A 25,043-nucleotide genomic window follows, 5' to 3' on the forward strand; every position below is an offset into this window, starting at 1 on the left:
GCGTGAAGGCCGGTGAAGAACTCCCCCAGGCCGCGCAGTCCCGCGGCCACACCCTGACCGCCACGGACATCACCGTGGCGTACGACGGTGTCGACGTCGTGCACGACGCGTCCCTGCGGCTCTCGCCCGGGCAGGTGACCGTCCTGGTCGGCCCCAACGGCAGCGGCAAGTCGACGCTGCTGCGGACCGTGGCACGGCTCCAGCGGGCACGGAACGCGGCGCTGACCCTCGGCGAGGAGACGGACGGCTTCGCGCTCTCCCCCCGCGCGTTCTCGCGACAGGTGGCGCTGCTGCCCCAAGGGCGGCCCACGCCCGGCGGGCTGACCGTCCGGGACGTCGTGGAGTTCGGGCGCTACCCGTACCGGGGACGCTGGGGCCGGGCCGACCCGGACGGGCCCGCGGCGGTGGAGCGGGCGCTCCGCCTGACCGGGGTCGCCGACCTGGCCGAGCGCGGTGCCGAGCACCTCTCCGGCGGCCAGCTGCAACGGGTGTGGCTCGCGGGCTGCCTCGCGCAGGACACCGGCGTCCTCCTGCTGGACGAGCCGACGACCTACCTCGACCTGCGGTACCAGGTGGAACTCCTGGACCTGATAAGGGACTTGGCGGACGACCACGGGATCGCCGTCGGTGTGGTGCTGCACGACCTGGACCAGGCGGCCGCCGTGGCCGACCGGATCGTGCTGCTCCGGTCCGGCCGGGTGACCGCCGACGGGCCGCCCGAGGACGTCCTCACCCCGCAGCGGCTGACGGACACCTACGGCATCCGGATCGAGGTCACCACCGACCCGTCGACCGGACGGCTGCGCACCCGCGCGATCGGCCGGCACCACACCCGGCGGCCGCCGCACGGCAGCACGCCGCAGAACAGCAAGCACGACGCGCACCACGCGCACAGCGAAAGGCTCGGTGCCACCTCATGAGACGACTCCTCCTCACCGTCGCCGCGGCCACCGCCGCCGCGCTCACCCTGGGCGCGTGCGGCACCACCGAGCCCGCCGCCGGCCAGGCGAAGAAGTCCACCGGGCACATCACCCTCACCGGCGCCTCGGGGACGAAGGTGGAGCTGGACGGGCCCGCCAAGAAGGTCGTCGGTACCGAGTGGAACGTCGTCGAGCACCTGGTCGCGCTCGGCGTCGCACCGGTCGGCATCGCCGACGTCAAGGGCTACAAGGCCTGGGACAAGGCCGCGCCGCTGAAGAACGAGCCGAAGGACATCGGCACCCGCGGCGAACCGAGCATGGACACCGTCGCCTCGCTCGCGCCCGACCTCATCGTCGCCACCAGCGACCTGCCCAAGGCCGCCCTCACCCAGCTGCGGAAGATCGCCCCGGTGCTGGACCTGAAGTCCGCCGACGCCGCCGACCCGATCGGGCAGATGACGAAGGACCTGGACCTGATCGCCCGGGCCACCGGCACCACGGAGCGGGCCGGCAAGCTGAAGCAGGGCTTCGAGGCGAAGCTCGCGGCGGGCCGGCAGGAGCTGGAGAAGGCCGGGCGCGAGGGCACCGCGTTCGCCTTCGCCGACGGCTACGTGGACGGCGGCCAGGTCACCATCCGCCCGTACACCGGCGGCTCGCTGGTCGGCGCGGTGAACGAGAAGCTCGGGCTGAAGAACCCCTGGACGATGAAGGGCGACCCGGCCTACGGGCTCGGCACCACCGACGTCGAGGGGCTGACCAAGCTCGGTGACGTGCAGTTCGCGTACATCGGCAGCGACGACGACAAGACCAGCAACCCGTTCACCGGGGCGCTCGCCGACAACGCGGTCTGGAAGTCGCTCCCGTTCGTGAAGGCGGGCAAGGTGCACCGGCTGCCCGACGGTGTGTGGATGTTCGGCGGCACCGCGTCGATGGAGTCGTACGTGGACTCCGTCGTCGCCGCGCTGAAGAAGTGACGGCGAGGCGCGCGTAGACATCATGGCCGTCACCACCACCGCTCCCCCTCCCCCCGCCACGGCGGCGTCCCGGAAAGGCGGCGCGGCAGCGGTGACGGCCGTGCTCGTCCTGCTGATCGCCGCGCTCGCCCTCGTCGACATCGCGCAAGGCACCTCCGGCGTCGGCGCCGCCGAGGTCTGGAAGGCGCTCACCGGGCAGGCCGACGCGGCGGACGCCTCCGTCGTCGTCGCCTCCCGGCTGCCGCGGATGACCGCCGGACTCCTGGTCGGCGCGGCGCTCGGCATGGCGGGCGCCGCCCTCCAGGCCGTCAGCCGCAATGTGCTCGCCGCGCCGGACACCCTCGCGGTCAACGCCGGTTCGTACTTCTCGCTCGGGCTGGTCGCCGCGACCGGCGTCTCCCTGCCGCTGCTCGCCTCCTCCGGCGTCGCCTTCGTCGGCGGACTGGCGGCCGCGGCCGTCGTCCTCGGGCTGTCCGGCCTGGGAGCCGGAACCGTACGGCTGGTGCTGGCCGGCAGCGCGCTGACCCTCGGTCTCAGCTCCGTCACGGAGGGACTGCTGCTGCTGTTCCCCGAGCAGACGGAGGGGCTGTACGCCTGGAACCAGGGCAGCATCGCGCAGAATGGTTTCGGCGGTGTGCTGAGGATGCTGCCGCTCGCCGTCGCCGGACTGGCCGGGCTGCTGCTCGTCGCCCGCCGGGTCGACGCCCTGGCGCTCGGCGACGACGCCGCGCGGGGCCTGGGCGTCTCCGTGCGCGCCACCCGGATCACCACCGTCGTCCTGGCCGCGCTGCTGTCCGCCACGGCCGTCACCCTCGCCGGGCCGATCGGCTTCGTCGGGCTGAGCGCCCCGGCCGTCGTCCGCCTGCTGGCCCGCCGCTACCGCGGCTTCTCCCGGACGCGCGCGAGCGTGACACGCTCCGCACTCACCGGTGCGGTGCTGGTCCTCGGCTCGGACGTCGCACTGCGGGCACTGGTGCCGTCCGACGTGGCGGTGGCCGTGCCGACCGGCGTGGTCACGAGCCTGGTCGGCGCCGTCTTCCTGGTGGTGCTGGCGACCCGCGGCCGGGACACCGGCGCCGCCGCCCCGCCCGACCGGCTGCACATCCGCAGCCGGACCGTCTTCCTGACGGTGGCCGGGACGCTGGTGGCGGCGCTGATCGCGGTGACCGTCGCGTCCGTACTGCTCGGCGACTCCAAGCTGCTGCTCGGCGACGTCCTGAACTGGACGCAGGGCCGGGCGGGGCGGGTCGTCTCCTTCGTCCTCGACACCCGGGTGCCACGGGTGCTCGCCGCGCTCCTCGCGGGCGCCGCCCTCGCGCTGGCCGGCACCCTGGTCCAGGCGGTGACCCGCAATCCGCTGGCCGAACCGGGCGTCATGGGCGTCTCCGGCGGCGCCGCGCTGGGCGCGGTGGTCCTGGTGACGACCCTGCCCGAGGCCGGGCCGACGGGCCTCGCCGCCGCCGCTTTCGCGGGCGCCGCCCTCGCCTCCGGGCTCGTCTTCGGACTGTCGGCGCGCGGCGGCTTCCGGCAGAACCGGCTGGTGCTGGTCGGCATGGGCGTCGCCACCGCGAGCGCGGCCCTGATCAGCCTGCTCATCGTCCTCACCGACCCGTTCAACGCCACCAAGGCGCTGACCTGGCTGTCCGGTTCGACGTACGGACGGACGCTGCCCGACCTGCTGCCGCTCGCCGTCGTCCTCGCGGTGGGCGTCGCCGTGGCGCTCGCCCGGCGCACCGAACTCGACCTCGTCTCGCTCGACGGGGACACCCCGCGGCTGCTGGGCCTCGGCGTGCCCCGGGCGCGCCTTGGCTTCCTGGCGCTGGGCGTCCTGCTGAGCGCGGCGGCCGTCGCCGTGACCGGCACCATCGCCTTCGTCGGCCTGGTCGCCCCGCACGCCGCGCGCGCCCTGGTGGGCCGCAGGCACGTGCGCGTGGTGCCGGTGGCGGTGCTGCTGGGCGCGGTGCTGGTGGGTACGGCGGACATGGCGGGCCGGACGGTCATCGCCCCGGCCCAGCTCGGCGCGGGCCTGCTCACGGCGGTCATCGGCACGCCGTACTTCCTGTGGCTGCTCATCCGGACCAGGAGCGCGGCGCGGTAGCGGCGCGAACACTCGGCCGTGTGCCGGGCGGACGGCGGGCGGGCGGTGTACGCGGCAGAGGTCGCGTTCACCGCCCGCCCGCTTCCGTTCTCCCACCCGATCATTCCCCAACCTTCCCTATTGCTCCCTACTCATAGGGAAGGTTAAGGTATTTTCGTGAACGACCGCTTCTACTCCGTCGACCAAGTGGCCGAGCAGCTGGGCCTGCACGTCCGCACCGTCCGCAACTACGTACGGGACGGGCGGCTCGCCGCTGTCCGCATCGGCAAGCAGTACCGCATCGCGCACGAGGACCTGGAGGCCTTCACCGGCCGCCCGGTCCCGGCGGCTCCCGAGGAGCCGGCCGGGGGGCGGCGGCACAGCGAGGCGACGAGCGTCGTGGAGATCGACGCGGTCGACCGCCGGACCGCCGACCGGCTGTCCACCCTCTTGACCAGTGCGGCGGCCCATCGCGGGCACGGCGACCGTCCGCTGCGGATCGAGACGGTGTACGACCCGGAGCGGGCCCGGATGAAGGTCGTCATTCTCGGCGGCCTGGCGGACACGGCCCGGCTGTTCGACTACATGGAGGGGGTGCTCGACTCATGAGCACGAACACGGACACCGACACGCACACAGCCACGATCTACAAGTCGAAGGCCGGGGAGGACGAGCTCCGGCGGCGTTATCTGGAGGCTCTGGACAACTGGCCCGTCCCCGCCGAGCGGATACGGGTGCCGACCCGCGAAGGCGAGACCTTCGTGCTCGTCTCCGGGCCGCCGGACGCTCCTCCGGTGGTCCTGCTGCACGGCTCGGGCGCCAACGCGACCATGTGGCAGGGCGATGCCGCCGCCTGGTCACGGCACTTCCGTACGTACGCGGTCGACGTCATCGGCGAACCGGGGCTGAGCGCGCCGTCCCGCCCGCCCCTGGCCTCCGACGCGTACGCGCGGTGGCTGGACGAGGTACTGGACGAGCTGGGCGTCCCGGCCGCCTCCTTCGTCGCCACCTCCTTGGGCGGCTGGCTGGCCCTGGACTACGCCACCCGCCGCCCGGGCCGGGTGACCCGCCTGGCCCTGCTGTGCCCCGGCGGCCTGGGCAAGCAGCGGATGGGGCTGCTCTTCAAGTCCCTGCTGCTGCGGCCGTTCGGGCGCTGGGGGATCCGTCGGACGGTGCGCAGCGCCACGGGGCTGGACGCACCCGGGGCGGGGCCGGTCCTCGACCAGGTGGCGCTGACGTTCACCCAGTTCAAGCCCCGTAGGGAGCAGCTGCCGCGGTTCTCGGACGACGCGCTGCGCGGCCTGGGGGTGCCCGTGCTGCTGATCGCCGGTACCGACGACGCCTTCTTCGACTCGGCGGAGACCGCCCGACGCGTACGGGAGAACGTTCCGGACGCGACGGTGCGGCTGCTGCCCGGGGTCGGGCACGCGATCTTCGGGCAGACGGAGACCGTGTCGGAGTTCCTGCGGGGGTAAGGGACGGGGGGGGCGCGTGGGGCATGTGCGTGTATGGGGGCGCGTCATGCGAAACCCGCCCACGCGTCGGCCCCGAACGTGCCCTTCACGTCGGACGCGACCGTGGTGGCGTCCACCGTGGCCCGCAAGGCGTACACGGTCGTCTTGCGGGCGCCGCGGACGCTGAGGCGGACCGGACTGTCACCCGGGTGCTCCGCGAGGATACGTTTCAGCTCCCGGACGGACGCCTCGGTGATCCGGTGGGCGGGCAGGGTGAGCCGTACGGGCGGGCGGCCGCCGTGCTCGGCGGCGGACACGTCCAGTACCGCGAGTTCCTTGCCGAAGACCTGCACGGTTCCGTCCCGGTCCTCGACCCTGCCCTTGACGGAGATGACGTCGTCCTCGGCCAGCGCGTGCTGCACGAGCTGGTAGGCGGCGGGGAAGAAGAGCACTTCGACGACGGCGTCGCGGTCCGCGAGCTGCACGACGGCCCAGGCGTTGCCCTGCCGGGTCATCTTGAGCTGGATGCCGGTGATCAGTCCGGACAGGCGCACCTCTCCGGTGGTGCGGCCGGAGGCGAGCAGTTCGGCGACGGAGCAGTCCCGGGCGCCTGCGAGGATGTGCTCGGCGCCGTCCAGCGGGTGGGCCGAGACGTAGAGACCGAGCATGTCGCGTTCGGTCGCCAGGAGTTGCCGGCGGGGCCACTCCGCGTCGTCGATCGGGAAATCGAGGCCGAAGCCCGGCCCGTCACTTCCCTCTCCGTCCCCGCCCAGCCCGGCGAAGAGGTCGTCCTGCCCGTAACTCGCCGCCTTCTTGACGGGGATGACCGCGTCGACGGCCTCCTCGTGGACGGCGGTGAGGCCCTTGCGTGAATGCCCCAGGGAGTCGAAGGCACCGGCCTTGATCAGGGACTCCACGGCCCGCTTGTTCAGTGCGGGCAGGCCGGCCTTGCCGAGGAAGTCGGCGAAGGAGGTGAACTTTCCTCCCCGGCGGCGCGCTTCGACGACGGCCGCGATGACGTTCTCGCCGACGTTGCGTACGGACCGCAGCCCGAACCGTACGTCGTCGCCGACGGCGGTGAACTCGGCGACGGACTCGTTCACGTCCGGCTGGAGCACGCGGACGCCGTTCTTGCGGGCGTCCGCGAGGTAGACCGCGGCCTTGTCCTTGTCGTCACCGACCGAGGTGAGCAGCGCGGCCATGTACTCGGCCGGATAGTTGGCCTTGAGGTAGGCGGTCCAGTACGAGACGAGTCCGTACCCGGCGGTGTGGGACTTGTTGAACGCGTAGCCGGAGAACGGCAGCATGACGTCCCACAGGGCTTTGACGGCTTCCTCGCCGTACCCGTTGCTCCGCATGCCGTCGTGGAACTTGTCCCACTCGGCGGCCAGTACCTCCGGTTTCTTCTTGCCCATCGCACGGCGCAGCAGGTCGGCGCCGCCGAGGGTGTAGCCGGCCAGTTCCCGGGCGATGGCCATGATCTGCTCCTGGTAGACGAGCAGGTGGAAGGTGGTGCCGAGGATCGGTTCCAGGGCGTCCCGCAACTCGGGGTGGATCGGGGTGATCTCCTCGCGGCCGGTCTTGCGGTGCGCGTAGCGGGTGTGCGCGTCGGCCGCCATGGGGCCGGGCCGGTAAAGGGCGTTGACGGCGGCGATGTCCTCGAAGCGGGTGGGTTCCATCTGCCGGAGCAGGACGCGCATGCCGCCGCCGTCGAGCTGGAAGACACCGAACGTGTTGCCCTCGGCCAGCAGCCGGTACGTCTTCGCGTCGTCCAGCGGGATCACGACGGTGGCCGGGTCGCCGTCCAGGGGGTCCACGGTGGCCAGGCTGACGCCCCGGTTCTCCCGGATGTTCTCGATGGCCTGGTCGATCACGCCCAGGTTCCGCAGCCCCAGGAAGTCCATCTTGACCAGTCCCATGGCTTCGCAGGACGGGTAGTCGAAGCCGGTGATCTTCACGCCGTCCGACGCCCGCATGTGCAGCGGGATGCGGTCGGTGAGCCTCGTCTTGGACAGGATCACCGCCGCGGCGTGCACACCGGTGCCGCGGGTGAGGCCCTCCACCCCGCGGGCGGTGTCGACGACCCGCCGCACGTCCTGCTCGCCCTCGTACATCTGCCGGACCTCGCCGGCCTCCGCGTACCGCTCGTGGGCGGGGTCGAAGACGGCGGCCAGCGGGGCGGGCTTGCCGTTCTGGTCCGGCGGGAGCGCCTTGGTGATCCGCTCGCCGTGGGCGTAGGGGTAGCCGAGGATGCGCGAGGAGTCCTTGATCGCGTTCTTGGCCTTGATCCTGCCGAACGTGTTCACCATGGCGGTGTACGCGTCGCCGTACTTCTCGGTGACGTAGCGGACCATCCGGTCGCGCTGCCGGTCGTCGAAGTCGAGGTCCACGTCCGGCGGGTTGATGCGCTCGGGGTTCAGGAAACGTTCGAAGAGCAGACCGTGCTCCAGGGGGCACAGCTCGGTGATGCGGGTGGCGTAGGCGACGAGGGAACCGGTGGCCGAGCCGCGGCCGGGACCGAGGGGAATCCGGTTCTGCCGGGCGTGGCGGCAGATGTCCGCCACGACGAGGAAGTACGAGCTGAAGCCCATCGGGCCGATGACCGCCATCTCGGTCTCGAAGCGCTCCAGGATGTGCGGGGGCACCGGGCTCCCGTAGCGCATCGCGAGCCCCGCGAGGACTTCCTTGCGCAGCCACGACTCCTGCGTCTCGCCCTCGGGCACGTCCGGGAACTGCGGCATCTCGTCGACATGGTCGAAGACCTCGTCGTAGGACTCGACGCGCTCGGCGATCAGCAGGGTGTTGTCGCAGGCTTCCGGCAGTTCGGCGAAGAGGGCGCGCATCTCGGCGGCGCTCTTGAGGTAGTAGCCGGAGCCGTTGAAGCGGAAGCGGCCCGGGTCGTCCTTGTTCTTGCCGACGCCGATGCACAGCAGGCTGTCGTGGGCGTCGGCCTGGTCCTCGGTGACGTAGTGCGCGTCGTTGGTGGCCAGAAGGGGGAGGCCCAGGTCCCTGGCCAGGCGCAGCAGGTCCTCCCGGACCTCCCGCTCGATGTCCAGGCCGTGGTCCATCAGCTCCAGGAAGTAGTGTTCGCGGCCGAAGATGTCCTGGTAGGCGGCGGCAGCGGCCCTCGCCTCGGCGTACTGGCCCAGCCGCAGGCGGGTCTGGATCTCGCCGGAGGGGCAGCCGGTGGTGGCGATGATGCCCTCCGGCCGTTCGGCGATCAGCTCGCGGTCCATACGCGGCTTCCCGGCGGGGAACTGGCCCTCGTAACTGGCCTGCGTACTGAGCCGGAACAGGTTGCGCAGGCCCTGGCTGTTCCGCGCCCACATGGTCAGGTGGGTGAAGCGGCCGCCGCCGGAGACGTCCTTCGACCCCTCACCGTCCGCGTTCATCGCGCGACGGCCGCCCGGCCCCCAGAACTCCTGCTTGCGTACGAACCGGGACGAAGGCGCCACGTACGCCTCGATGCCGATGATCGGCCTGATGCCCTCGAAGCCCTTGGCGACCTGCGCGAACTCATAGGCGCCGAACATGTTGCCGTGGTCGCTCATGGCGATCGCCGGCATGCCCTGCCGGGCCACCTCGCCGAACATCGGCCGCAGCTTCTGCGCACCGTCCAGCATCGAGTACTCGGTGTGATTGTGCAGGTGGACGAAGGAATCCGGCACGGGTGCATCGCCTCCGGGAGGGGGAGCCAGGGGGTGCCTGCCAAACCGCAGGTTGACCGGAGACATCCAAGCGAGCGCCGAGTTCCCGGATCAAGCAACCGGATGACCACCCGCGATCAACGATCGGTTGTCCACCCTGTCCGTCCGCCCGCCTAGGATGTCCGGCGTGGATCTCACTGCCGTACGCACCTTCGTCGCCGCCGCGGACGCGGGACAGTTCCAGGAAGCCGCCGCCGACCTGTCGATCACCCCGCAGGCCGTCTCCAAGCGCATCGCCGTGCTGGAGAAGGACCTCGCCGTGCCGCTGTTCAGCCGTACGGCCCGCGGGGCCCGGCTCACCATCGACGGACAGGCGTTCCTGCCGTACGCCCGGGCCCTCCTCCAGGCCGAGGAACGCGCCGCCGCTTCGGTACGGCCGGGGCGCCGGGCGCTGCGCGTCGACGTGATCGGCCGCCGGGTCTCGGTCGCCGGGCTGCTGCGCGGCTTCCACCGCGCGCACCCCGGGACCGAGCTCGACGTGGTGACCCTGTTCGACTCCGACACGGCCATCGCCGCCGTCCGGTCCGGCACCATCGACGCGACCTTCCGCGCCGTGACCATGCCGGGCCGGCGGCTCCCCGACGAGGTGCGGGCCACGCCGGTCTACGACGAACCGCTGCACCTGTTCACCGGACCGGCGCACGAGTTCGCCGCCGCCCGCGCGGTCGCGCCCGCCCAGCTCGCCGGGCGCCGGATCTGGATGCCCGGCAACATGCCCGGCACCGAGTGGGCGGCGTACTACGACGAACTCGCCGCCACCTTCGGCCTCACCGTCGAAGCGACCGGCCCCAACTTCGGCATCGAGCACCTCCTCGACACGATCGCGGCCTCCTCGACCCTGGCGACCTTCGTCAGCGAGCAGACTCCCCTGGTCTGGCCGGCCGGCCACGACCTGCGCAGCATCCCCCTGCACGAACCGACCCCGGTCTACCCGCACTCACTGATCTGGCGCGCCGACAACCCGCACCCCGCCCTCGCCGCGCTGCGCGAGCACCTCACGGCCGCGTACCCCGGACGCCCTGAGAGCGGGGTGTGGACGCCGGAGTGGGTGCTGCCGGCCCCGGGCCAGGTTCAGGCGCCCGGCCAGGTTCAGGCCCGCAGCCAGGCGTAGACGGCGGTGCGGGCGCCGAACTTCGCGTAGCGGCAGACCTGTTCCTTGATCACCGCCGCCGCGCGCCCGGCGAGGTGGAGCCGCCGCGCCGTACCGTCCCGGCGGTCGACCTGAAGCAGCCCGTCGCGGCGGCCGAGGCTCACGCCCTGCCCGGTGTACCCCATGGCGTACGGCTGGGGCCGGCGACCCTGGACCGACCGTGCCAGCGTGTCCGCGGCGTGTGCGCCCTGCGGCATGGCCGTCGCGCAGGCCGCCCGCGAGCCGGGGACCGCCGCGCAGTCACCGACGACGAAGATCCGCGGATCGGTGACACTGCGCAGAAATCCGTCGACCACCGCACGTCCGGCGTCATCCACCTCCAGTCCGCTCCGGGCAGCCAGATCGGGCACGCTCCCGATGACCGCCCACAGCGTGAGGCCGGAGGCGAATTGCCGGCCCGCCCGGAGGCGCACCACGTCGCCACCCCCGTCCCCGGCGCCGGGGTCGATCCGCGCGACCGCGTCCTCCACGACCTCCACACGCAGCCGCTCCAGCCCCGTGAGCACCCGCTTCCGCGCTCCCGCCGACAGACTCGCACCGATCGTCTGCCCCACGAGGCGCACCCGGAGGTCGGGCCGCCCGAAGGCGATCTCGGAGGCCGTCTCGATGCCCGTCAGCCCGCCGCCGACGACGGTGACCGCCGCCCCGCCGGGCAGCTCGGCCAGCGCGGCCCGCGCCTCCTCGGCCCCTTCCCAGGTCCCCATCGCGACCGCACCCGGCAGCGGTACGGCCGTACTGCCCACCGCGAGGAACAGGTGATCGAAGTCGAGGCTCGCCCCGTCGCCGAGAACGACCTGACCGTCAGCGATCTTGTCGACGGTGCCCACCCGCACCGTGATGCCTTCGCTCAGCATCGACGCCAGCGGCACCGCCGCGGCTCCGGTCCCCGCGACCTGTTCGTGCAGCCGCACCCGTTCGACGAAGTCCGGCCGGGGGTTGATCACCGTGATCTCCGCCGACTTCACCTTCTTGGCCAGCCGGTTCGCCGCGATCGTCCCCGCGTAACCGGCTCCTACCACCACAACCCTCATGCGTGCCTCCCGTGGTGTCGTCACTTCACACACGGGACGGCTCCGGCCCTCGCATCCGTGACAGCCCTCCGGAGTGAACTGCATCACCCGCGGCCGCCACGGAGCAGCCCACGCCCCTCCCCTACCCCATCGACAGCCGCGTCCGCACCAACGTCACGACTTCGTCGTCCGTGAGGCCGAGGGAGCGGGCCTCGGCCACCAGCCGGCCCGCCTGTTCGGTGAGACGTACGCGCGCCGGGGAGGCATCGCCGGTCACCACGGCGCCACGGCCGCGGCGCAGCTCGATCAGGCCCTCGTCCTTCAGCCGCTGGTAACCGCGCAGCACCGTATGGACGTTGACGCCCAGGGACTCGGCGACCGCGCGGGCCGCGGGCAGCCGTTCGCCGGACCGTACGGAGCCTTCGGCGAGCGCCCCGCGGACCGAGGCGGCGATCTGGTCGCCGAGCGGGACCGGGGAGCCGTGGTCGACACGGAAGAGCACGTCAGCCTCCTTGGCCGGAGCTGGAGCCGGGACCGGAGCCGGGGCCGGGGCCGGCCGTGGGGGTCTTGGCCGCGAGCGCGTTCAGGAGCGCCGCCGCGGTGGCCGCGTCGTCGACGGTCACCACGAACACCCGGCCGTTCGTCAGCCGCAGCGCCAGCGCCTCACCGGCGCGCAGCACGATGCCGCTGCGCCCGGATCGTATCCGGTAGCCCCAGCCACCGAAGTCGGCCAGCGGCCTGACCCGCTGGACACCCGCCTCCGCCACCCGGGCGAGAGGGATACGCAGGCGGGGACGCGGCAGCACGGGCGAGGCGACGGTCAGGCCGCGGTGGTCGACGGTGACCCGTACCCCCGCGAACGCGACGCAGAGCAGACACACGGCGGCGAAGACGGCCGCCCCGGCCCAGCTCCCCGAGACGCCGATGAACACACCGGCGACCAGCAGCCCGGGGCCGAGGACGAGCAGGGCGGGCGAGCCGACGGTCCGCGACCAGCTCGCCCGTTCGCCGTCCGCGAGGGCGAGCGGCGGTGTGCTCCGCGACGGCCCGGCCACCCGGTCCGCCCGCACCCGGTCGGGCCCGGCGCACAGCCACCCCACCCCGCCGCTGAGCAGCGCCACCCCCAGGGCCACGCCCAGGTGCCCCACCGGGAGCCGGACCGCCGACGCGTCACCGGCGTCCGCGTTCGCCAGCAGGCTCGACACCCCCAGACAGCCGAACAGACCCGCCAGCGCGTAGCCGACACCGATCGCCCAGCGCAGGACGCCCGCCGCTGCGTTGCGGAGCACCAGTACGCCGATGACGACCCCGAAGACGAGTGGCATGACCGCCCACAGCATGAGGAAGTCGGACACGGAGGCGAAAGCATCGCTGGCGCCGCCGGCGGTGAAGTGCACGGCCAGCGGATCGGGCATCCGGTCACGCAGCGTCCAGAAGACCGCGGCGACGGCCGCGAAGGCGAGGAGGAACGGCAGTACGGCGATCAGCGCCCGCCACGGGCGACGGGCATCGGGCGGCCCGACGGCGGACCCGACGTGCACGGCATTCATGAGCGCCCCCTTTTATTCGCATACCAATAGAACAACCATAACCGCAGCCCGGCCCACCCGGCCACGCCCCTCGGAACCAGTCCACCGCCGAAACTCACCCCCACCCGACACCCGACTACTCGTCGATCTCATATCTGAGATACCGTCTTGCTCATGGCAGACGACTACCTCGTACGCATCGGCAGGCTCATCCGCGACGCGCGGCAGCATCGGGGCTGGACCCAGACGCAGCTCGCGGAGGCGCTCGGCACGAGCCAGAGCGCGGTCAACCGCATCGAACGCGGTAACCAGAACATCAGCCTTGAGATGATCGCGAGGATTGGCGAGGCCCTGGACAGTGAAATCGTCTCGCTCGGGTACGCGGGACCCATGCACCTCCGCGTCGTCGGCGGCCGGCGCCTGTCCGGAAGCATCGACGTCAAGACGAGCAAGAACGCGTGCGTGGCGCTGCTGTGCGCCACGCTCCTCAACGCGGGCCGCACCACGCTGCGCAGGGTGGCCCGTATCGAGGAGGTCTACCGGATCCTGGAGGTGCTGGGCAGCATCGGCGTCCGCACCCGCTGGATCAACGACGGCAACGACCTGGAGATCGTGCCGCCGGCCGAACTCGACCTGGACGCCATGGACACGGAGGCGGCGCGCCGCACCCGTAGCGTCATCATGTTCCTCGGTCCCCTGCTGCACCGCATGGACAACTTCAAGATCCCGTACGCGGGCGGCTGCGACCTCGGCACGCGGACGATCACGCCGCACATGACGGCGCTGCGCCACTTCGGCCTGGAGATCACCGCCACCGAGGGCACGTACCACGCCGACGTGGACCGCTCCGTCTCCCCCAAGCGCGCGATCGTGCTGACCGAGCGCGGAGACACCGTCACCGAGAACGCGCTGCTGGCCGCGGCCCGCCACGACGGCGTCACCGTCATCCGCAACGCCTCCTCCAACTACATGGTCCAGGACCTGTGCTTCTTCCTGGAGGAACTGGGCGTACGGGTCGAGGGCGTCGGCACCACCACGCTGACCGTGCACGGCGTCGCGCACATCGACCGCGACGTGGACTACGCGCCGTCCGAGGACCCGGTCGAGGCGATGAGCCTGCTGGCGGCCGCCGTCGTCACCGAGTCCGAACTGACGATCCGCCGCGTCCCGGTCGAGTTCCTGGAGATCGAACTCGCCGTCCTGGAGGAGATGGGCCTCAACCACGAGCGCAGCGCGGAGTACGCCGCCGACAACGGCCGCACCCGCCTCATCGACCTGACGGTCCGCCCCTCCAAGCTCCAGGCCCCCCTGGACAAGATCCACCCCATGCCGTTCCCCGGCCTGAACATCGACAACGTCCCGTTCTTCGCGGCCATCGCGGCCAGCGCCCAGGGCCAGACCCTGATCCACGACTGGGTCTACGACAACCGCGCCATCTACCTCACCGACCTCAACCGCCTCGGCGCCCAGGTCAAACTCCTCGACCCGCACCGCGTCCTGGTCGACGGCCCCACCCGCTGGCGCTCCGCCGAAATGATGTGCCCGCCGGCCCTGCGCCCCGCGGTGGTCATCCTGCTGGCCATGATGGCGGCCGAGGGCACGTCGGTGCTGCGCAACGTCTATGTCATCAACCGGGGGTACGAGGACCTGGCGGAGCGGCTGAACTCGATCGGGGCGCAGATCGAGATCTTCCGGGACATCTGAGGGACGAGTGCCGCCACACCCCGCCTGACCTGCTGTTTAGCAGGTCAGAGAAGGGTGCGGCGGCATCCCTGGGACTTCTCTGGGACTTTGGGCCTGCGGCGGGATACGGGCCACGCTCCACAGGCTCTCCCGACCCCCTGCGTCTACGCGAAGATCACGTCGATGGCGGCGCTTCCCCGTGCGCCAGCGCGGGGCAGAAAGTGGGAGTACTTCCGCAGCGTGAACCCGGGGTCAGAGTGTCCCAGCCAGCGTGCCAGGGAGACGATCGATTCGCCAGCTTCCAGTTCCTCGGAGGCGAAGAAGTGACGCAGGGCGTGGAAGCCGTGCTCGCGGGACGGCTCCCACACACGAGCACCGTCGGCGCTGCCTCCCTCCAGCGGTGCGATCACGCCCGCCGCGGCCAGCGCGGGCTTCCACACGTAGGAGTTGAAGTAGTTCCGGTTGATGGCCTTTCGCTCGCGGCCCGTCACCAGGAGGCTGTAGGTCCTCGGCCGCCGGTGTTTGGCCTCCACCAGCGTCGCGGCCGGAGCCGGGTCGTCCCAGGGCAACGTGACCGGCACCGGCGCGAACTTCTCCATGTGTTGACGGATGGCCCGGGCCACACTGGTGGGCAGTGGCACATCCCGGACCTTGCGGCCCTTGGGGAGCGCGAAACACAGCTTGGCCCGTACCATCTTGATCTGCCGCCGGACATGCACGACTTCCTCTTCGAAGTCGATGTCGTCCGCTGAGAGCGCGAGCGCCTCCCCCTGCCGGAGCCCGAGACCTGCTCCGATCACGAGGAGGACCTGGTAGCGATCCGGCAGGGCCTCCCGTACCGCCAGCACCCGCTCGGGCGGCCACGCCTCGATCCTGCCGGGTGTGGCGGCCGGAGGACCGACCGTGGTGGACCGACATGGATTGCGTCCGAGGCGACGATCCTCAACTGCAGCCTGGAGGACGCTGGACAGCGTCGCCCAGACCAGACGGATCGAGGTCGGACCGAGGTCCTTCTCCAGCCGCTTTTTCCAGTGACGCAGGATTTCCGTGCCGATGGCGTTGAGCGGCTGAGCACCCAGGTGGGAAACGATGTGTCGGCGTACCCTCTGCTCGATCCGTTCGATCGTGGACGGATCACCGCTCTGGGTGGGCCACCAGTGGGTGGCGATGTAGTCCTTGAGAGAGATGGCCCCATCGCGTGGATCGACGAACTCGCCTCGTCGTGCGTCGGTCTGGGCCTGGGCGAGCCAGGTCTTGGCGTCCTGGAGGGCATCGAAGGAGCGGTCCTTGACGCCGGGGATGCCCTTGACGCGGTAGCGGGTGCACTTGCCGTACAGGGTTGTGCGTTCGCGCTTGCCGGTCGTCGGGTTAGGGCGCTTCTTGAGCCATCGGTCCTCTATATAGCCGGCCAGGTCGAACTCCTTGATGTAGTGAACGAAGGTGGCGTTCTATGACACGTGGAGCGTCAGGCGCCGGTGAGACGGGCGGTCCGCTCCTGACGCGGAGCGAGTAGCGGGTTGAGGGCCTCGTTGGAACGCGAGTCGGCCTGCTCCTGCTCGCGGACCCAGGCGTCGAGGGCCTCCCGTCGGTACATGACGCGGCCACGAGGGCCCATGCGAAAGCTCGGGGGCCCTTGCCTGCGGTGGCGCCAGACGTACAGCGTGTGGGGCGAAAGACCGAGGTACTCGGCTGCGTCCCTCACTTTCAGGAATGTTCCGCGGGCGGCGCCGGCGGGGCCCGGCGCGGTGGCGGACGGAACAGTCGGGGGCGTACAGACAAGAGAAGTTTTCTGTGAGTGGGGTGGGGCCGTGAACAGAGTTCGCGCACAGCCTGGAACGCAGGCGATGTCTGTGGTGAGGGCACAGACCGATGTGCTGCTACCGGTTGTGCTGCTACCGGTGCTGGGCAACGCCCGTCGGCTCGCCTCGGACAACTGGCGCGGCAAATGCGGCTTCAATGAGGTCGTTAGTCATTTCACCCGATGCCTGAGCACACTGTGGGAAGCGGCGAGGAAGAAAGGGAGCGCTGACACCAACCCACTCGGCCACCATCAAGATCCCGAGGGCAGTGCGGTTCTCGCTCAGCCACTCAGCGATGCAGGCGTTTCGGAGGTCGGGAACGCTCTTCCCAAGTGGCGAGTCGATCTCATTTGCCTCCAGGACTGCCTCCCGCGCCTGGCTCCATGCCCGCCGGTAGATCGCGCCGGACAACGGCCGCCCGTCATCACGGGTGAACATCTTGTCATCGGGACGGAGGCCACGTCGGGCAACCTCACCCCGCAGAATCTCCACAAGCCTCCGCAGACAGGTACGAGTCGCGGGGCACCCGCACCCGCCTCCACCGTCTCTCCCCGCCCCTGGGAACGCCGGGGGCGAATCACAAGTCGGCCAGATCCGTCGTCCAACAGGCGTGCGTCACGAACCCTCAGCGCCAAAGCCTCTTGCGGCCGCAGAGCCGCGAGGGCGATAGCTGACAGGAACGCATGCAATGGGCGCCCGTTCGAGGAACGTTGACCGACCCAGTCCAGCAGGGCGTCACGCTGCTTCACCGACAGCAGGAACCGCTCATCAACAACGGCAGCACACATGGAGAAGACTCCTTACGTTGGGGAACGTCATACGGGTCAGGCATTCTCGGCGTTACCGCCGACGAACACCTGCAATGGTCCGAAGAATCGCCGGTTTGGCCAACCGGCACTTGCGTGTTACAAGCGGGGGGCGAATCCGGGTCGGTCTTGAAAATGGGATCGCTAGGTCACCAAAACGCGCTACAAGCGGCGGAGGAGGGGCCGGCAGCCGGAAGCTACCCCGGCGTGCTCCAGGTCACGCCTCCTGCATCCACGTGATCAAGGTTGACTTGCTCCAACCAGAATTTCCAGTCCCCATTGCATCGAACCGGTCTGCCGACGGCGAACTTCCCGTCCAAACAACGGACGCTCAAGCTGCTATCGACGCTAAACGACTAAGTTCGCCCTCAACTACGCAGCATCTAGGCCGACGACGTGTACCTTCTGAGTGGAAATTTCCCCCCGCTTCCGCCATCGCAAGAGGTGACGTGCACCAAAGCGCAACGGCCTCCGGAGCCGTGTGCGCAGGTTCGAATCCTGCCGGGGGCACGGCGGCCACACCCGGCAGCGTGGCTGAGGCCGCCCGTGGTGCAGCGAGACACACGCGTGCCTGGGCGGTCGACGCGCTCGCCGTCGTAGCTTCTGTAGTCGGCCGGCTGAGCTTCGAACCGCGACACCAGACACCTCTCGTCAGCGAAGTACAGGCTGCACCATGGGGCGTTTCTTGGCCGTGCACGTCGACGGCAGTGACGGCAGCGCTGACGCCAACGACGGCGGACGGTGGTGGCCATCAGCAGTCGGTCACAGCAACGACGCCAGCCAAGCGGAAGGCGTCGTGAGGCGGTGCCGGCATCCGCTAGGCGCCTGATCCCTCCTGGACGATTGCCCTGCTTCGTGCAGGCCCCGGCGGATAGGGTTCAGTTAACGTGGCACGGCTCCCGTCGAGCAGAGCTGCGACCACCTAAGCTAAGACCGGAGAAGACCTGCGTGAGCGTCCTCAGCCAATTCGTGTGGAGCGTCGCCGACACCCTGCGCGGCCCCTACCAGGAAGCCGAGTACGGCTCGGTGATTCTGCCGTTCACCGTGCTGCGCCGCCTGGAGTGCGTGATGGAACCGCATCGGGAGGCGATGGCCGAGATCATCAGCCAGTACCCCGGTGATCAGCAGCGCCGCACCTACCTAAAGCTCAAGACGCGCACCCCGGACAGTGCGGGCCTGAACTTCTGGACCACCAGCAACTACACCCTGAAGAAGGCTCTGCAGGACCCGAACAACCTCGCGTCCAACCTCATCAACTACATCTCTGGTTTCTCGTCGAACCTGGATGTGTTCAAGTCCTTCGACTTCGAGAACGTTCTGCGCACCCTTGACGCCCGCGACCGCCTCTCGCCGGTCGTCAAGCACTTCCAGAGGATCGATCTGAGCCCTGAGACCGTCTCGAACGCGGACATGGGTGACCTCTTCGAGAACCTTATCTACCGGTTCGCCGAGTCCGCCAACGACGGCGCCGGCCAGTTCTATACACCCCGCGACGTCGTCCGCCTCCTTGTCGACCTTGTCTACGCCGAGGACACCGAGGCACTGCGCGACCGAGGCCAGGTCCGCTCCATCTATGACCCAACCGTCGGCACCGGCGGCATGTTGACCGTCGCCGACGAGCATCTCCACGGCCTGAACCCGTCCGCCTCAACAGCCCTGTTCGGCCAGGAAATCAACCCGCGGACATACGCAATCTGCAAGGCCGACCTGCTTATCAAGGGCCAAGACCCGACCAACGTCCGCCAGGGCGACACTCTCGTCGTAGACCGATTCGAGGACCACAAGTTCGACTATGTCTTGTCCAACCCGCCGTTCGGCACCGACTGGAAGGCGGTCGCTTCCCAGGTGACCGCCGAACACGGACGCGGCGGGCAAGGACGCTTCGCTTCAGGCCTCCCCGCCGCCGGGGACGCCTCGATGCTGTTCCTGCTCCACGTCGCCTCGAAGATGCGCGACGTGGACGAGAACGGCCGCGGCGGAAAGGCAGGCATCGTCCTCAACGGCTCGCCGCTCTTCACCGGCGGCGCTGAATCCGGACCATCAAAAATCCGCGGCCACTTGCTCGAGAATGACCTGGTCGAAGCAATCGTCGCTCTACCAAACGACATGTTCTACAACACTGGCATCCCCACCTACCTGTGGATCCTCTCGAACACCAAGCCCACCGAGCACATGGGCACAGTCCAGCTCATCGACGCTACCAGGCTCGGCTCTAAGTTGGGCAAGTCGATCGGCTCCAAGCGCGTCGAAATCTCTGACGACGCTCGTACCGTTATCGTACAGGCATTCACCTCCCGCGAAGCTTCGGTCACCTCAAAGATCTTCGAGAACCGCGATTTCGCCTATTGGACGATCACCGTCGAGCGTCCCCTACGCCTCAGGTTCCAATGCACCGCCGATCGGATCACGGACGCCGCCAACCATAAAACCCTTGGCAAGATCGCGGGCTTGGTTGAGGCCCTCGGCTCCTTTGGCGAGCAGGTCTACCTCAATAGGGAGGAGTTCCTTCACGACGTCGGCAAGCATCTGCGTGAGTGCCCAGTCACGCTGACTGTGGCTCAGCGCAAGACACTGTGGCAGACGATCGGTGAACACGATGACAACGCCGACGTCTGCCGCTACACCTCCGGCCCGCACAAGGGCGAGATCGAACCCGACCCTGCCCTACGCGATACCGAGAAAATTCCCTTCGGCTGGGGCGGACGTCCGAAGTCCCACGATGCCGCCGAGGAAACCATCGACGCCTACTTCAAGGCCGAGGTCAAGCCGCATGTGCCCGATGCCTGGATTGACAAGGCCAAGACGAAGACCGGCTACGAGATCCCATTCACCCGGCACTTCTATCAGTACATCCCACCCCGACCGCTCGAGGAGATCGACACCGATCTCAGCCGCGTCGCCGATGAAATCATGAAGATGCTGCGGGAGGTAGAGTTCCTCCGCGAACGGCGAAGTGCCGAGATCGAGACCGTCGTGTCGGAAGTTGGCACAAGCGGTCCAAGGCTGAAGCACGTAATTCGGTCGGTGCGTCAAGGTTGGAGCCCGCAGTGCTATTCCTGGCCTGCTGATGGAATCAACTCCTGGGCTGTTCTCAAGGTAGGCGCCGTGAACGGCGGGGTCTTCCGCCCCATGGAGAACAAGGAGCTCCCCGCAGAGGAAACTCCTCGACCTGGAACCGTCGTACAACGTGGTGACCTCATTGTGTCTCGCGCTAATACTCGCGATCTCGTGGGAAGCGCAGCGGTCGTCGAAGGTGATTTCCCGCGCCTGATGTTGAGTGACAAGCTTTATGCCTTCACGCTTAACGAGGATCAGGCACTCCCGCAATTCGTCGCCGCCGTGCTTGGGAGCCGCAAATGGCGTGATCTGATAGAGATGCAAGCTACCGGCGCAAGCTCCTCGATGCTGAATATCAGCCAGTCCGATATCGTTAACCTTCCGATGTCGCTCCCGCCGGTCGATGAGCAGCGTCGGATCCTAGCTCATCTGGACGCCCAGACCGCACGGATCGATGCCCTCATTGCCAAGGCGCAGGAGCACATCGACTTCGCCAAGGAGCGTCGTGCAGCGCTCATCACAGCCGCTGTGGCCGGACAACTCGACGTACGCACCGCCCGAAAGGCCAGCTGACGGATGACAACTGCGGATCAGACTCGTGAAGAGGCGTTCGAGACAGAAATTGCCGAATACCTCGCCGTCCACGGCTGGGCGTACAGCGAGTCGGATGATGGGTACGACACGAAGCGCGCCCTGTGGCCCGAGGACGTGCACTGGTGGTTGAGCACCACGCAGTCCGAGGAGTACGAGAAGGTCGTCAAAACCGGTACCTCGACGGAGCAGGCCGATAAAGACGCACTGCTCGATGCGCTCGTAGCGCGTCTGGATGCTCCGATGGGGTCGGGCGGCGGCACGCTAAACGTGCTTCGGCGGCGATTCTCACACACTCGTGGCGCTACAGCGCACCTCCGGATGTGCCAGTTCGCGCCGGCGACCACCCTGAACCCGACGGTGAAGAAGACGTACGAGTCGGTACGACTGCGGGTGGCGCGACAGGTGAATTTCTCGTCGGCTCGTGGCGACAATCGGTCGATCGATCTAGTGTTCTTCGTGAATGGGCTGCCGGTCGCAACGCTGGAGCTCAAGTCTTTCTTTAAGCAAGAGTGGCGCACCGCGATCAAGCAGTACAAGCAGGATCGCCAACCGAAGGGCCAACCGCTCCTCGGGTTCGGCACTCGCGCCCTGGTCCACTTTGCCGTCGACGACGATGAAGTTTGGATGACCACTAAGCTGGCCGGCGACAAGACCCACTTCCTACCGTTTAACCGAGGCCACGCCAACGGCGCGAAAGGCAACCCCTCAAACCCCAACGGCGCGGCCACCTCCTACCTGTGGGAGGAGGTCCTCGATCGGCACAACTGGCTCCATATTCTCGGCGCGCTGATGTTCATACGCAAGGACGCGGACGAGGACCCGGCCACAGGAAAGATCAAGCGGACGACGACGCTGCTGTTCCCCCGCTACCACCAGTGGCGTGCGGTGCGGCGGATCGTCGACGAGGTCCGTGTTGGCGGGCCGGGGCGGCGGTATCTGATCGAGCACTCGGCCGGCTCGGGCAAGACCAACACGATCGCGTGGACCGCGCATCGCCTCGCCCGACTGCACGACGGGGACAATCGCAAGGTCTTCGACAAGGTCCTGATTGTCTCCGACCGCAAGGTCCTCGACCGGCAGCTCCAGGAGGCCGTAGGCCAGGTCGATGACTCCGGTGACTCGGTGGCAGTCATCGATTCCGCCGCTGTGCGCCGCTCCGGCGGCTCGAAGTCCAGGGCCCTACTCGACGCACTGACCGGGCCTGCTCTGGTCGTCGTGGTCACGATCCAGACGTTCCCCTACGTCAAGGGCCTGATCGACACGACGCTCAGCGACAAGGCATTCGCCGTCATCGTCGATGAGGCCCACACCTCCCAGTCCGGCAAGACGGCCAACGCCCTGAAGAAGGTCCTCACCGGGGGTGGGCAGATCGCCGAGGAAGAGGCGATCGACACCCAAGACGTCGTCAACGAGCTTCTCTCCGCCGACGACGAGCACGCCAAGCGCGAGCGGCGGATCTCCGCTGAGACGGCTGCCCGAGCCGCGTCCCCGAACGTGTCGTTCCTGGCGTTCACCGCCACGCCAAAGCACAGAACGAAGACCCTGTTCGGGCGGACCGGTGACGATGACAAGCCCGAGTCCTTCGACGTGTACACGATGCGGCAGGCCATCGAGGAGGGGTTCATCCTTGACGTGCTGCGCGGCTACCAGACCTATAACACTGCCTTCGAGATTGAGGAGCGCGGCGCCGATGGCGTCGTCACCACGATCAGCAACGACGATGAGGGTCAACTGGTCGACCCGAAGGTCGCGACGAAGAAGATCATGAGGTTCAAGAACCTGCACCCGTCCAACATCGGGCAAAAGGTGGAGATCATCGTCGAGCACTTCCGGGCCAACGTAGCAGACCTCCTCGACGGTCAGGCCAAGGCCATGGTCGTCACCTCCTCACGCCAAGCAGCTGTCCGCTACAAGATCGAGACGGACAACTACATCCGCACCAAGGGCTACAAGCTAAAGACGATCGTCGCGTTCTCCGGTGACGTCACCGACGAGCATTACGGCGTAGAGAGCGCCACCGAAGCATCCTTGAACCCGGGCCTCGCCTCCGATCTCGCCCGGGAATTCAGGCGCCCCGACTACCGGCTGATGCTGGTGGCGGAGAAATTTCAGACCGGCTTTGACCAGCCGCTGCTGTGCGCGATGTACGTCGACAAGCAACTCCCCGACGTCCACGCCGTCCAGACACTCTCCCGCCTCAACCGCACCTACCGTGCCCCATCTGGCGAGGTGAAGGACCAGACGTTCGTCCTCGACTTCGTCAACGACCCCGTTGACATCCAGAATGCGTTCCTGCAGCACTACACCGAGGCTCACGTCGAGACTGCCACCGACCCCAACCTCGTCCACCAGCTCGCTACGAAGCTCGCCCAGCCCGGCATCTACAGCCACGCCGACGTCGAACGCTACGCCGAAGCCTGGTGGGGCCAGCAGCGGCACTCGGCCCTGTCGGCGGCGATCGCGCCGGTCCGCGACAAGTTCACCAACCAATGGGCCGACGCAGCCGAGAGGGACGACAGCGAGACACTGAACGAGTTGCGGACCTTCCGCAAGGACTGCGGGTCGTATGTCCGTCTCTACGACTTCATGTCTCAGGTCGTCGACTACGCAACCACCGACCTGGAGAAGCTCGCCGAGTTCCTGCGGCAACTGGTGCGCCTGCTCGCAGTCAACGATCCCCGCGCCGACGTAGACCTGTCCGGGATAGTCCTCAAGCGCGTGCGGCACATTGACCAGGGTAAGGCGGCCATAGCCCTGTCCGGAGATCAGGAGACGCCAGGGCTGCGAGGCGTCGCTGGCATCGGTACCGCGGTAGCCCGCGATCCACAGCAGGTGCTGCTGTCAGAGGTGATCGCCAAGATCAACAGCCTGTTCGGCGGTGAGTTCGCGGACCCACAAATCGGCGGTTTCGTCACGGCCGCGGCCGGGATGGCCGAGGAGGACCCGCTGATCGCCGAGCAGATCGACAACAACGCCCAGGACCAGTTTCTCATCTCCCCCAACCTGCGCGAGGCCCTCACCGACGCGGCCGTGCTCAACGAGGGGGCCTTCGGGAAGCTGACCGGTGCGCTGACCGGCGAGAGTGAGCGAGCCGAAGAGCTCATCCAGCTGATCGGTGCTTATCTGTACCAGTCCCGACGCGCGCGCACGGAGCAGGGGGCTGAGCCGGAAGATCCAAAAGAATGATCTCTTGAGGGGAGGGGTTGCCCGGGGACGCATCGGCACCCTCTCCTGCGAGCGCCGCCGCCATCTGCCCGGCTGACTCACACCTTTCCTCTCCATCGCACGGCAGCACGTTCGCTGTCCCTCATTCCAACCTCATCCCCATAGCGATGGCCGGTTCCCGTGGACTACCTGTGGATGGTCCCTGGTCGACCGTGCATCTGCAGGATCCTGACCAGCGATGTTGCCTGAGACTCTAGGCCCTCCGGAGCCGTGCACGCAGGTTCGAATCCTGCCGAGGGCACTCGCCAGACCACCTACGGAGATCCGTATGTGACCAGGGCGGATGCCGACCGAAGAGGGTGGGAGTCAGTCTCACTGGCTGGCTCCCGCCCTCTCTCGTTGTCTCTCGCTGTTCGCGACACACCTTCGACACACAGCCCCGACTGCCGCTCGTCGGCTGCACCAGAGCTACACCGCGCCACATCATTCTCGGCGTGAGCGCCCTTAAAGCGGGGCCATCAGTGCACCCGTGATATCGCCGATAAATACCTCTGGGAAGTTGCCAACCCTTCGGGCCTCAGCGATCGGCACGCCAGCCTTCCAGGACCCGAAGGGCTGCCCGAGCACTACTCGTGCCGCAGGAAGCATGAGGCGTGATCCATCGACCACCGCGGCACCGCTGCCCGCCCCTCGCTGCGTCACTTGGCGCCAGAGCCGCCTGCCCAGTTCGGGTGGGAGGTGTCGCGTTTCCGCTCGACACGTCAGTCCCCGGCGCCACGGTGGACGCAGCCCCCCCCCCGCGCCCCCTTCCCGAAAAGCCGACCGTGTCGCATAGCACCACTCCCGCACCAGCACCAGCAGAACACCCCGCCGACCATCTTGTGAACTTCCTCAGCCGGGTCTCCCGCGCACTCCGGAACTTGGCCGACTCGGCTGACCACGCGACAAAGACGGTGCAGGCAGCGGAGGCGGCACGGCGAAGCTCAAACAACACACCCAGCTAGGCCAGCAGACTCCGCTTCCGTGGCCAACTCGGCCCCGGCCAAAGGTGTGGCAGTCGGCCATCAAGCTGCCCGGAGCAACGACACCCCGACCAGAGCCCGACGCAGCCGAGCGGC

16 protein-coding genes and 1 tRNA gene are annotated in these 25,043 nt (G+C 68.7%); 11 read left to right on the plus strand and 6 right to left on the minus strand.

Annotated elements, in window-relative coordinates; genetic code table 11:
- The first annotated feature begins 2 nt into the window (after positions 1 to 2).
- The 5 genes from JXZ78_RS07445 to JXZ78_RS07465 all read left to right on the plus strand — a co-directional run bounded on the left by JXZ78_RS07445 (position 3) and on the right by JXZ78_RS07465 (position 5,446).
- On the plus strand, positions 3 to 920 hold the full coding sequence (locus JXZ78_RS07445; RefSeq protein WP_030020774.1) for an ABC transporter ATP-binding protein: 918 nt from the start codon (positions 3 to 5) through the stop codon (positions 918 to 920).
- On the plus strand, positions 917 to 1,894 hold the full coding sequence (locus JXZ78_RS07450) for an ABC transporter substrate-binding protein (protein WP_030020775.1): 978 nt from the start codon (positions 917 to 919) through the stop codon (positions 1,892 to 1,894). Before JXZ78_RS07445 ends, JXZ78_RS07450 begins: the two co-directional genes overlap by 4 nt.
- A 22-nt stretch (positions 1,895 to 1,916) precedes the next feature.
- Positions 1,917 to 3,992 carry an iron ABC transporter permease gene (locus JXZ78_RS07455; protein WP_030020776.1) on the plus strand — a complete coding sequence of 692 codons (2,076 nt, stop codon included), beginning with the start codon at positions 1,917 to 1,919 and terminating at the stop codon, positions 3,990 to 3,992.
- A gap of 156 nt (positions 3,993 to 4,148) precedes the next feature.
- A complete protein-coding gene (locus JXZ78_RS07460; protein ID WP_030020777.1) occupies positions 4,149 to 4,580 on the plus strand; it encodes a helix-turn-helix domain-containing protein in 432 nt (143 codons plus the stop codon).
- Positions 4,577 to 5,446 (plus strand): alpha/beta fold hydrolase, encoded by an 870-nt coding sequence (locus JXZ78_RS07465; RefSeq protein ID WP_030020778.1) that lies wholly within the window; start codon positions 4,577 to 4,579, stop codon positions 5,444 to 5,446. The genes JXZ78_RS07460 and JXZ78_RS07465 overlap by 4 nt, the downstream gene beginning before the upstream one ends.
- A 44-nt stretch (positions 5,447 to 5,490) precedes the next feature.
- Here JXZ78_RS07465 and dnaE read toward each other — a convergent pair whose 3' ends face one another.
- A complete protein-coding gene (gene dnaE / locus JXZ78_RS07470) occupies positions 5,491 to 9,093 on the minus strand; it encodes a DNA polymerase III subunit alpha (protein ID WP_238782729.1) in 3,603 nt (1,200 codons plus the stop codon).
- Between the two features lie 166 nt (positions 9,094 to 9,259).
- Here dnaE and JXZ78_RS07475 point away from each other — a divergent pair, with 166 nt between their 5' ends.
- A complete protein-coding gene (locus JXZ78_RS07475) occupies positions 9,260 to 10,243 on the plus strand; it encodes a LysR family transcriptional regulator (RefSeq protein ID WP_050502582.1) in 984 nt (327 codons plus the stop codon).
- Here JXZ78_RS07475 and JXZ78_RS07480 read toward each other — a convergent pair.
- From JXZ78_RS07480 to JXZ78_RS07490, 3 genes are all read right to left on the minus strand, one after another.
- The gene (locus tag JXZ78_RS07480) at positions 10,222 to 11,313 is read right to left on the minus strand and encodes an NAD(P)/FAD-dependent oxidoreductase (protein WP_030020783.1); all 1,092 of its coding nucleotides are present in this window, start codon (positions 11,311 to 11,313) and stop codon (positions 10,222 to 10,224) included. The genes JXZ78_RS07475 and JXZ78_RS07480 overlap by 22 nt on opposite strands.
- Positions 11,314 to 11,434: 121 nt before the next feature.
- Entirely contained in the window at positions 11,435 to 11,794 is a 360-nt protein-coding gene (locus JXZ78_RS07485) for a GntR family transcriptional regulator (protein WP_030020784.1), read from the minus strand.
- 1 nt (position 11,795) lies between these two features.
- Positions 11,796 to 12,842 carry a DUF1648 domain-containing protein gene (locus tag JXZ78_RS07490; RefSeq protein WP_157851610.1) on the minus strand — a complete coding sequence of 349 codons (1,047 nt, stop codon included), beginning with the start codon at positions 12,840 to 12,842 and terminating at the stop codon, positions 11,796 to 11,798.
- A 153-nt stretch (positions 12,843 to 12,995) separates the two neighbouring features.
- Here JXZ78_RS07490 and JXZ78_RS07495 point away from each other — a divergent pair, with 153 nt between their 5' ends.
- The gene (locus JXZ78_RS07495) at positions 12,996 to 14,525 is read left to right on the plus strand and encodes a helix-turn-helix domain-containing protein (RefSeq protein WP_238782730.1); all 1,530 of its coding nucleotides are present in this window, start codon (positions 12,996 to 12,998) and stop codon (positions 14,523 to 14,525) included.
- 143 nt (positions 14,526 to 14,668) lie between these two features.
- Here JXZ78_RS07495 and JXZ78_RS07500 read toward each other — a convergent pair whose 3' ends face one another.
- The gene (locus tag JXZ78_RS07500; protein ID WP_238782731.1) at positions 14,669 to 15,352 is read right to left on the minus strand and encodes a tyrosine-type recombinase/integrase; all 684 of its coding nucleotides are present in this window, start codon (positions 15,350 to 15,352) and stop codon (positions 14,669 to 14,671) included.
- 183 nt (positions 15,353 to 15,535) lie between these two features.
- On the opposite strand from JXZ78_RS07500, the gene JXZ78_RS07505 reads away from it, so the two are divergent.
- On the plus strand, positions 15,536 to 15,958 hold the full coding sequence (locus tag JXZ78_RS07505; protein WP_238782732.1) for a hypothetical protein: 423 nt from the start codon (positions 15,536 to 15,538) through the stop codon (positions 15,956 to 15,958).
- Between the two features lie 11 nt (positions 15,959 to 15,969).
- On the opposite strand, the gene JXZ78_RS40670 is transcribed toward JXZ78_RS07505, so the two are convergent.
- Entirely contained in the window at positions 15,970 to 16,206 is a 237-nt protein-coding gene (locus JXZ78_RS40670; protein ID WP_279634519.1) for a helix-turn-helix transcriptional regulator, read from the minus strand.
- 1,334 nt (positions 16,207 to 17,540) lie between these two features.
- On the opposite strand from JXZ78_RS40670, the gene JXZ78_RS07515 reads away from it, so the two are divergent.
- The 3 genes from JXZ78_RS07515 (at position 17,541) to JXZ78_RS07525 (ending at position 23,946) form a co-directional block, all read left to right on the plus strand.
- Positions 17,541 to 17,619 (plus strand) — tRNA-Arg (locus tag JXZ78_RS07515).
- Positions 17,620 to 18,057: 438 nt separating this feature from the next.
- A complete protein-coding gene (locus tag JXZ78_RS07520; protein ID WP_078624329.1) occupies positions 18,058 to 20,739 on the plus strand; it encodes an N-6 DNA methylase in 2,682 nt (893 codons plus the stop codon).
- Between the two features lie 3 nt (positions 20,740 to 20,742).
- Complete coding sequence (locus JXZ78_RS07525; RefSeq protein WP_030020789.1) at positions 20,743 to 23,946, plus strand: type I restriction endonuclease subunit R; 3,204 nt, start codon at positions 20,743 to 20,745, stop codon at positions 23,944 to 23,946.
- Positions 23,947 to 25,043 lie beyond the last annotated feature (1,097 nt).

The organism is Streptomyces monomycini (assembly GCF_022271435.1).
GTDB classification, from domain to species: Bacteria; Actinomycetota; Actinomycetes; order Streptomycetales; family Streptomycetaceae; genus Streptomyces; species Streptomyces monomycini.

Coding starts and splice junctions, on each gene's coding strand:
- JXZ78_RS07450 (WP_030020775.1), top strand. CDS start 917: ATGAGACGACTCCTCCTCACCGTCGCCGCGGCCACCGCCGCCGCGCTC.
- JXZ78_RS07455 (WP_030020776.1), top strand. CDS start 1,917: ATGGCCGTCACCACCACCGCTCCCCCTCCCCCCGCCACGGCGGCGTCC.
- JXZ78_RS07465 (WP_030020778.1), top strand. CDS start 4,577: ATGAGCACGAACACGGACACCGACACGCACACAGCCACGATCTACAAG.
- JXZ78_RS07480 (WP_030020783.1), bottom strand. CDS start 11,313: ATGAGGGTTGTGGTGGTAGGAGCCGGTTACGCGGGGACGATCGCGGCG.
- JXZ78_RS07490 (WP_157851610.1), bottom strand. CDS start 12,842: ATGAATGCCGTGCACGTCGGGTCCGCCGTCGGGCCGCCCGATGCCCGT.
- JXZ78_RS07495 (WP_238782730.1), top strand. CDS start 12,996: ATGGCAGACGACTACCTCGTACGCATCGGCAGGCTCATCCGCGACGCG.
- JXZ78_RS07525 (WP_030020789.1), top strand. CDS start 20,743: ATGACAACTGCGGATCAGACTCGTGAAGAGGCGTTCGAGACAGAAATT.